This is a genomic window from Mesorhizobium sp. M2A.F.Ca.ET.067.02.1.1, assembly GCF_004023285.1.
Classification (GTDB): Bacteria; Pseudomonadota; Alphaproteobacteria; order Rhizobiales; family Rhizobiaceae; genus Mesorhizobium.
In genome coordinates this window covers 1-6,467 of record NZ_RZSB01000317.1, presented here as the reverse complement: position 1 = coordinate 6,467, position 6,467 = coordinate 1, and the positions used below count along the sequence as shown (strand labels likewise).

Below are 6,467 nucleotides of genomic sequence, written 5' to 3'. Positions count from 1 at the left end.
GGCTTTAGGGCCGGCCGTCACGGCCGGCGCCATCTTCAAAGCAGCATCAACTGCTCGCCTGCGCCGGAGCCTGCGACGGATTGATCGACGCGAAGCTGCCGCCGCTCGACATTGAGGCCGAGACGCTTGGCCGCGATCTCGAAGCGCCGGCCGATCTGCCAGGCGTAGGGTCCGGCGCCTTTCATGCGCTTGCCCCATTCGGAATCGTAATCCTTGCCGTCGCGCATCGACCGGATCAGCGACATCACATGCCGGTAGCGGTCGGGGTAATGCCGCAACAGCCAATCCTTGAAGATCGGCGCCACTTCGAGCGGCAGGCGCAGGATGACGTAGCCGGCCTCCCGGGCGCCGGCGGCCCGAGCCGAATCGAGGATGCGCTCCATCTCCGGATCGTTGAGGCCGGGAATGATTGGCGCCACCATCACGGAGGCCGGGATGCCGGCGTCCGACAATTGCCTGATCGCCTCCAGCCGCTTCGTTGGGGTCGACGCGCGCGGTTCCATGGTGCGGGCCAGCATGCGGTCCATCGTCGTCACCGAAAGCGCCACCTTGGCAAGGCCACGCTCCGCCATGCGCGACAGGATGTCGATGTCGCGCGTCACCAGCGCCGACTTCGTCACGATGCCGACCGGGTGTCCGCGCGCCTCCAGCACTTCGAGGATCTCGCGCATGATCCGGTACTGTTTCTCGATCGGCTGGTAGGGATCGGTGTTGGTGCCGATGGCGATCGTGCGCGGCTGGTAGCCCGGCTTCGACAACTCTCTGTCCAGCATGCGCGCCGCATCCGGCTTGGCGAACAGCTTCGATTCGAAATCGAGCCCCGGCGACAGGCCCATGAAGGCATGCGTCGGCCGGGCGAAACAGTAGACGCAGCCATGCTCGCAGCCGCGATAGGGATTGATCGAACGGTCGAAGGAAATGTCGGGCGACTCGTTGCGGGTGATGATGGTGCGCGGCTTCTCGACCTGCACTTCCGTCTTGAACGGCGGCAACTCCTCCAGCGAGTTCCAGCCGTCATCGAAGACATGCCGGCTGACCGGCTCGAACCGACCGGACGGGTTGATGCCGGCCGAGCGGCCGCGATTGCGGTCGGGCCGCACGCGCATGCCGCTCTGCTCGATCATCGCGTTCGCCATCTCGGCTCTGCCTGCTCCGAAAGCGGCAATGTCGGCGCGTACGATCTGTTCCATTTTCGCCCTCTCCCAGGGACTGTCGGCAGGCTGTCGAATCGCTCTGTTCATGAAACTATTCCTATTTTGCCGATGAGAACAAAGCAAGAACTTTTTCGCTTGGGGAGCGCAACTGGCGCATCGCCGCACTTTCCGCTATTCGGCTAGGCATGCTCAGCGTTCTTATCGAGACTCGGAACGACGAAGAGGGACTTGCCCGCACGCTCGCCTCGCTGGTCGGCGGCGCGGTCGAAGGCGTCGTGCGCGACGTCATCGTCTGCGATCAAGGCTCGACCGACCAGACGCATCGGGTGGCCGAGCATGCCGGCTGCCATTATGTGAGCGGTGGGTTGGGCGCCGGTATCGGCCAGGCCAAGGGCGATTGGCTGCTGCTTCTGGAGCCCGGCGCCCGGCTGGCCGAAGGCTGGATCGACGAGGTTGTCGCGCATACGGCGAAGCAGACCATGCCGGCCCGTTTCTCACGCGCTCGGGCCGACCGCGCGCCTTTCCTGGCGCGTGTCTTTTCGGGCAATCGGGCGCTCGCCGAAGGTCTCGTCATCAGCAAGCGCCAGGCCTCGGCTCTGGCAAAGTCCGCTCGCGGCGCGGAAGCCCTGGCTCGCGGTCTCGCGACCAGGCGGCTGAACGCCGAAATCTGGGTGGCGCCGCCGAAGTGACGCCTGCGCTCCCCTATGAGGCAGGCTTGCCGCCGCGCCTCAGATGCTCGTCCAGCCGCGGCATGATTTCCACGAAGTTGCAGGGCATGTGCCGATAGTCAAGCTGCGCCTTGATGATGCCGTCCCAAGCGTCCTTGCAGGCGCCGGGCGAGCCCGGAAGCACGAAGACGAAGGTGGCGTTGACGACGCCGCCGGTCGCCCGGCTCTGGATCGTCGAGGTGCCGATCTTGTCGTAGGAGATGCGGTGGAAGACCTCCGAAAAACCGTCCATGCGCTTTTCGAAGATCGGCTCCAGCGCCTCCGGCGTCACGTCGCGGCCGGTGAAGCCAGTGCCACCGGTGGTAATCACGACATCGATATTGTCGTCCTTCGACCAGTCGAGAACCTTGTCGCGGATCTTTTCGCAGTCGTCGGTGACGATGTCGCGCGCCGCAAGCGTGTGGCCGGCTTGCGTGATGCGGTCGGCCAGCGTCTGGCCCGACTTGTCGTCGGCAAGGCTGCGCGTGTCTGAGACCGTCAGCACCGCGATGCGCACCGGAATGAAGGGTCGGCTCTCGTCAAGCTTCGCCATCGCTCACCTCCCTGCTGCGCGTGGCGGCCACGAACCAGTCGGGATGACGCGCGCGGATCTCGATCGCCGCGCGCTTGGCCACATTGCCGGTCTCGAACAGGCCGAAGCAGGTGGCGCCCGAGCCGGACATGCGCGCGAAGGCGGCGTCGGCGCGCTTGAGCGCCTTGAGCGCCTCGCCGATCGCGGGCTGAATGGCTTGAGCGGCGCCTTCGAGATCGTTGCGGGTCGTTTCCAGCCAGTTGCGGACGGCATGGAAGTCGAGGCGCCTTGGCAGCGGCGGCAGCGCGTCATTGTCGCGACGGGAGAGCGCCTTGAACACGTCCGGCGTTGAGACGGCGACGCCCGGATTGACCAGGACCAGACCAAGCGCCGGAAACGCGGAGAGCGGCGACACTTCATCACCGATGCCGCGCGCGACCAGCGGTTTCGACTTCAGGCACATCGGCAGGTCGGCTCCGAGCGAAAGCCCGATCCGGGCCAGCGAAATCTCGTCGATATCGAGCTTCCAGAGCCGCGCCAGGCCGTTGAGCGCGGCTGCCGCGTCGCTGGACCCGCCACCGACGCCCGAGGCGACCGGCAGGTTCTTCTCCAGCCGGATGGCGACGGGCGGCGTGCGCTGCGCGCCGGCCTCCCGGCGCAAGGCATCGCGCGCCTTCACCACCAGATTGCCGTCGTCGAGCGGCAGGGCGGCGGCATATCGGCCGGACACCGAGAATTCGTCCTGCTCCGCCGGCTCGATTTCCAGCCGGTCGCCGAAGCGTGTGAACACGGCAAGGCTCTCGATGAGATGATAGCCGTCGTCGCGCCTTCCCGTGACATGCAGCGCCAGGTTGATCTTGGCCGGCGCAAGCCATTTCCGGACCTCTGTGCCGGGCTCCAGGATGTCGGCTGCTGGCGAGATGGGATCAGTCCTTGGCGAGACGATATTCGCCGGTCTTGGGATCCTTGACCAGCGTGCCCATCGTGCCGTTCGCCGCCTGTTTTTCGGTGCGCCGGATCTTGGCTGTCACGCGCTCGGCCTCGCGCACGAAAGCGCGGTAGCCGAAATAGGCGGCGGCGCCGACAACAGCGAAGAAAATGATCTGCGGCATATCCAAACTCCTCCCGCGTTGTCGCGGCAAGGCCGGCCGAAGGGCTCGGTCAAGCGATCATGCTATCCGCAATCATGGCTTTTTCAAAGCCCGAAGCGCGCCCACAGCGCGCGTTCTTCCGCCGCATCGAGGACGCCGTTTGCGGCCGCAGCGGCGATATCGGGCGCCGAGAAGCGCGAGCCGAACAGGCCGAAACGGCCGAACAGGCCACGCGGCGCGCTGATCAGTTTGAGCTGCGTCTTGTCGCCGAAACGGGTCTTGAGCACGCTGCGCATGTCGCCCAGCGCATCGACAAGGCCGAGCTCGAGGCCTTTCTTCGCGGTCCAGAACAGGCCGGTGAACAGGTCAGGGTCGTCTTTCAGCTTCGAGCCGCGCCGCTCCTTGACGAGGTCGATGAAGGTCTCGTGCACTTCGAGCTGCAACGCCTTCAGCCGCTCGACGTCCTCCTTCTTCTCGGGCTTGAACGGATCGAGCACCGCCTTGTTCTGCCCGGCGGTGTGGACGCGCCGCTCGACGCCGATCTTCTTCATCAGCTCGGGGAAGCCGAACGAGGCCGAGACCACGCCGATCGAGCCGACGATCGAGGACGGGTCGGCGAAGATCTCGTCGCCGGCGACCGCGATCATGTAGCCGCCGGAAGCCGCGACATCCTCGACGAAGACCAGCACCTTCTTGTTCTTTTCCACCGCCAGGTCGCGGATGCGCTTGAAGATCAGCCGCGACTGCACCGGCGAGCCGCCCGGCGAGTTGATCGAGATGGCGACCGCCGGCGCGTCGAAGCCGAACGCCTTTTCGATGAGGCCGGCCGTCGAGGCGAGCGACAGGCTCGGCCGGAACTGGCCGCCGCCGGCCATGATGGTGCCTTGCAGCCGGATGACCGGAATGGTGACGACTGTCGAGCGCCAGGATTTCGGCAACAGGCGGTTGAAAAGGCGTTTCACGAACGGGTGTCTCCGGACAAGATGCAAAGGAGCAGGGTGAGATCAGGCAAGTCGGTAATGTCTTTCGGGCGCGATGTCACCTTGCCTGCCATGTAGGCATTCGCCGGCCAACGGCAATGCCGCATCGCCGGCCCAGGATCAATCGCCGAACAGCGATGCCAGGCCGTTGTTGATCATTTCCGTCCGCTCCGTCGGCGCGTTGCCGGATGGTCCGTGCAAGGCGAGCGGCGGGCGGATCGACAGTTTCCCGCGCGCCCCGAGCACCGCCCTGACGACGATGCGGATCGCCGCCGCGTCCGGGCGCGGATGCACGCAGAGCAATTCGGCGTCGCCGAAGCGCCCTTCGATTGCATCGAGGATGGCAACGAGCTGCTCGGGCCGGGCGATGACGGCCAGCCCGCCGCGCGGCCTGGCGACGGCGGCGGCGCTCCTGATCCAGCTTTCGAACAGCCCGTCCTCCGCCACATGCGCCTGCCGGCGCAGCGCGTCGGGCGTCGAGCGATCCTCGGCGGCGTTGAAAGGCGGGTTCATGATGACGAAGTCGAAGGAATTGTTCGCCAGCCCGGCTTCAGCGCGCGCTCGGCCGGTCAGCGTCACGTCGGCCGTCAGCACCGAGGCACGGTCGCCGAGATGCGCATTGCCGGGATGCGAAAGCGTGGCGGCGGCGAACCCCGCCATTTCGGCGGAGCGCTCGACGAGCACGGCCCGCGCCGCAGGGCAGCGCGACAGCACGGCAAGGGCGGCAGCACCAGCCCCGGCGCCGAAATCGGCGAGCCGGCCGGAAAAGCCGGACGGCACGGCGGCCGCCAGCATCATGGCGTCCATGCCGGCGCGATGACCGCCCTGGCTAGGCTGCACCAGCCAGAAGCGTCCGCGATGGAAGGCATCGACCGTGTGCGCCGGCGTATCTGGGGCGGTCGTCGCTGCCATTATTTCTGGCGGATCTCGTTTTCGATGCCGGCATCCTTGAGGATGCGGCGCGCCACGTCGGCCTTGTCGGCGTCGACCATGACACGCTTCTGCAAAAGGCCGATCGACCCTTCGAGCACGCTCATATTCTGGTCGGCTACGAAACAGGCGATGCCGGCGTCGCGCATCAGCGATTCGACAAAGGAGATCACGACGGCGTCATTGGTGCGGACAAGCTCGATCATGGAACGAAAATCGCAGGTTGCGGCGTTCGTGTAAACGTGCGGGTAAACACAGCGTCGGCAGAGCGCGCCAATTCGCCTCTTGCCGTGCCCGGTTGTGCCGCCCTAGAGTCGGCGCGGGATCAAGGGTGCCGTGGATGCGCGCTGCTCGTGCGCGTCAGTGTAGACGGGAGTTGTCGTGGTGGGTGTCGTTCTCAACATCGAAGGCAAGCGGGAACCCGCTTCCATCAAGGATCTGATCGATCTGACGGCCGCCGACATGGGACGCGTCAACGAGCTGATCCTGTCCAAGGCCGGCTCCGACGTCGAGATGATCCCGGAGATCGCCAACCACCTGATCTCTTCCGGCGGCAAGCGGCTCAGGCCCATGCTGACGCTCGCCGCCGCGCAGATGTTCGGCTATTCGGGCGAAGGCCATGTCAAGCTCGCCACCGCGGTCGAATTCATGCACACGGCGACGCTTCTGCATGACGACGTGGTCGACGAGAGCGCCTTGCGCCGCGGCAAGAAGACGGCGCGCATGATCTGGGGCAACCAGGCGAGCGTTCTGGTCGGCGATTTCCTGCTCGGCCAGGCTTTCCGCATGATGGTCGAGGTCGGCTCGCTGGAAGCGTTGGACATCCTGTCGGCCGCCGCCTCCATCATCGCCGAGGGCGAGGTGATGCAGCTTGCCGCCGCCAAGAACCTCGACACCACCGAGGACGAGCATTTCGCCGTCATCAAGGCCAAGACCGCGGCGCTGTTCTCGGCCGCCGCCGAAGTCGGGCCGGTGATCGCCCAGGCCTCGCGCACCGACCGCGCCGCATTGCGCTCCTACGGCATGAATCTCGGCCTTGCCTTCCAGCTCATCGACGACGCGCTGGATTACGG

General features: G+C 66.0%; 9 protein-coding genes. 2 read left to right on the top strand and 7 right to left on the bottom strand.

The window, feature by feature from the left end:
- Positions 1-35 precede the first annotated feature (35 nt).
- On the bottom strand, positions 36-1,190 hold the full coding sequence (locus EOA28_RS20575) for a PA0069 family radical SAM protein (RefSeq protein ID WP_128315215.1): 1,155 nt from the start codon (positions 1,188-1,190) through the stop codon (positions 36-38).
- A gap of 149 nt (positions 1,191-1,339) precedes the next feature.
- On the opposite strand from EOA28_RS20575, the gene EOA28_RS20570 reads away from it, so the two are divergent.
- The gene (locus tag EOA28_RS20570; RefSeq protein ID WP_127251903.1) at positions 1,340-1,843 is read left to right on the top strand and encodes a glycosyltransferase; all 504 of its coding nucleotides are present in this window, start codon (positions 1,340-1,342) and stop codon (positions 1,841-1,843) included.
- 13 nt (positions 1,844-1,856) lie between these two features.
- Here the strand turns inward: EOA28_RS20570 and moaB are convergent, their stop codons facing one another.
- The 6 genes from moaB to EOA28_RS20540 form a co-directional block, all read right to left on the bottom strand.
- Positions 1,857-2,414, bottom strand: a complete 558-nt coding sequence (moaB, locus tag EOA28_RS20565; protein WP_127251904.1) for a molybdenum cofactor biosynthesis protein B — start codon at positions 2,412-2,414, stop codon at positions 1,857-1,859.
- Entirely contained in the window at positions 2,401-3,294 is an 894-nt protein-coding gene (locus EOA28_RS20560; RefSeq protein WP_127251905.1) for a 4-(cytidine 5'-diphospho)-2-C-methyl-D-erythritol kinase, read from the bottom strand. Before EOA28_RS20560 ends, moaB begins: the two co-directional genes overlap by 14 nt.
- A 25-nt stretch (positions 3,295-3,319) precedes the next feature.
- Positions 3,320-3,505, bottom strand: a complete 186-nt coding sequence (locus EOA28_RS20555; RefSeq protein ID WP_027164591.1) for a membrane protein — start codon at positions 3,503-3,505, stop codon at positions 3,320-3,322.
- Positions 3,506-3,588: 83 nt separating this feature from the next.
- Positions 3,589-4,446: a S49 family peptidase gene (locus tag EOA28_RS20550; protein WP_127251906.1), complete on the bottom strand. Its 858-nt coding sequence runs from the start codon at positions 4,444-4,446 to the stop codon at positions 3,589-3,591.
- A 138-nt stretch (positions 4,447-4,584) separates the two neighbouring features.
- Positions 4,585-5,376, bottom strand: a complete 792-nt coding sequence (locus EOA28_RS20545) for a methyltransferase (protein ID WP_127251907.1) — start codon at positions 5,374-5,376, stop codon at positions 4,585-4,587.
- Positions 5,376-5,600 carry a DUF2007 domain-containing protein gene (locus tag EOA28_RS20540; RefSeq protein ID WP_040991013.1) on the bottom strand — a complete coding sequence of 75 codons (225 nt, stop codon included), beginning with the start codon at positions 5,598-5,600 and terminating at the stop codon, positions 5,376-5,378. The genes EOA28_RS20545 and EOA28_RS20540 overlap by 1 nt, the downstream gene beginning before the upstream one ends.
- A gap of 178 nt (positions 5,601-5,778) precedes the next feature.
- Between EOA28_RS20540 and EOA28_RS20535 the strand changes: the two genes are divergently transcribed.
- The coding region (locus EOA28_RS20535; protein WP_128315214.1) for a polyprenyl synthetase family protein at positions 5,779-6,467 on the top strand (689 nt) is incomplete at its 3' end.

What these genes read in the sequence shown, in the direction of transcription:
- EOA28_RS20545 (WP_127251907.1), bottom strand. Translation starts at nt 5,376, where the DNA reads ATGGCAGCGACGACCGCCCCAGATACGCCGGCGCACACGGTCGATGCC.
- EOA28_RS20575 (WP_128315215.1), bottom strand. Translation starts at nt 1,190, where the DNA reads ATGGAACAGATCGTACGCGCCGACATTGCCGCTTTCGGAGCAGGCAGA.
- moaB (WP_127251904.1), bottom strand. Translation starts at nt 2,414, where the DNA reads ATGGCGAAGCTTGACGAGAGCCGACCCTTCATTCCGGTGCGCATCGCG.
- EOA28_RS20570 (WP_127251903.1), top strand. Translation starts at nt 1,340, where the DNA reads ATGCTCAGCGTTCTTATCGAGACTCGGAACGACGAAGAGGGACTTGCC.
- EOA28_RS20555 (WP_027164591.1), bottom strand. Translation starts at nt 3,505, where the DNA reads ATGCCGCAGATCATTTTCTTCGCTGTTGTCGGCGCCGCCGCCTATTTC.
- EOA28_RS20540 (WP_040991013.1), bottom strand. Translation starts at nt 5,600, where the DNA reads ATGATCGAGCTTGTCCGCACCAATGACGCCGTCGTGATCTCCTTTGTC.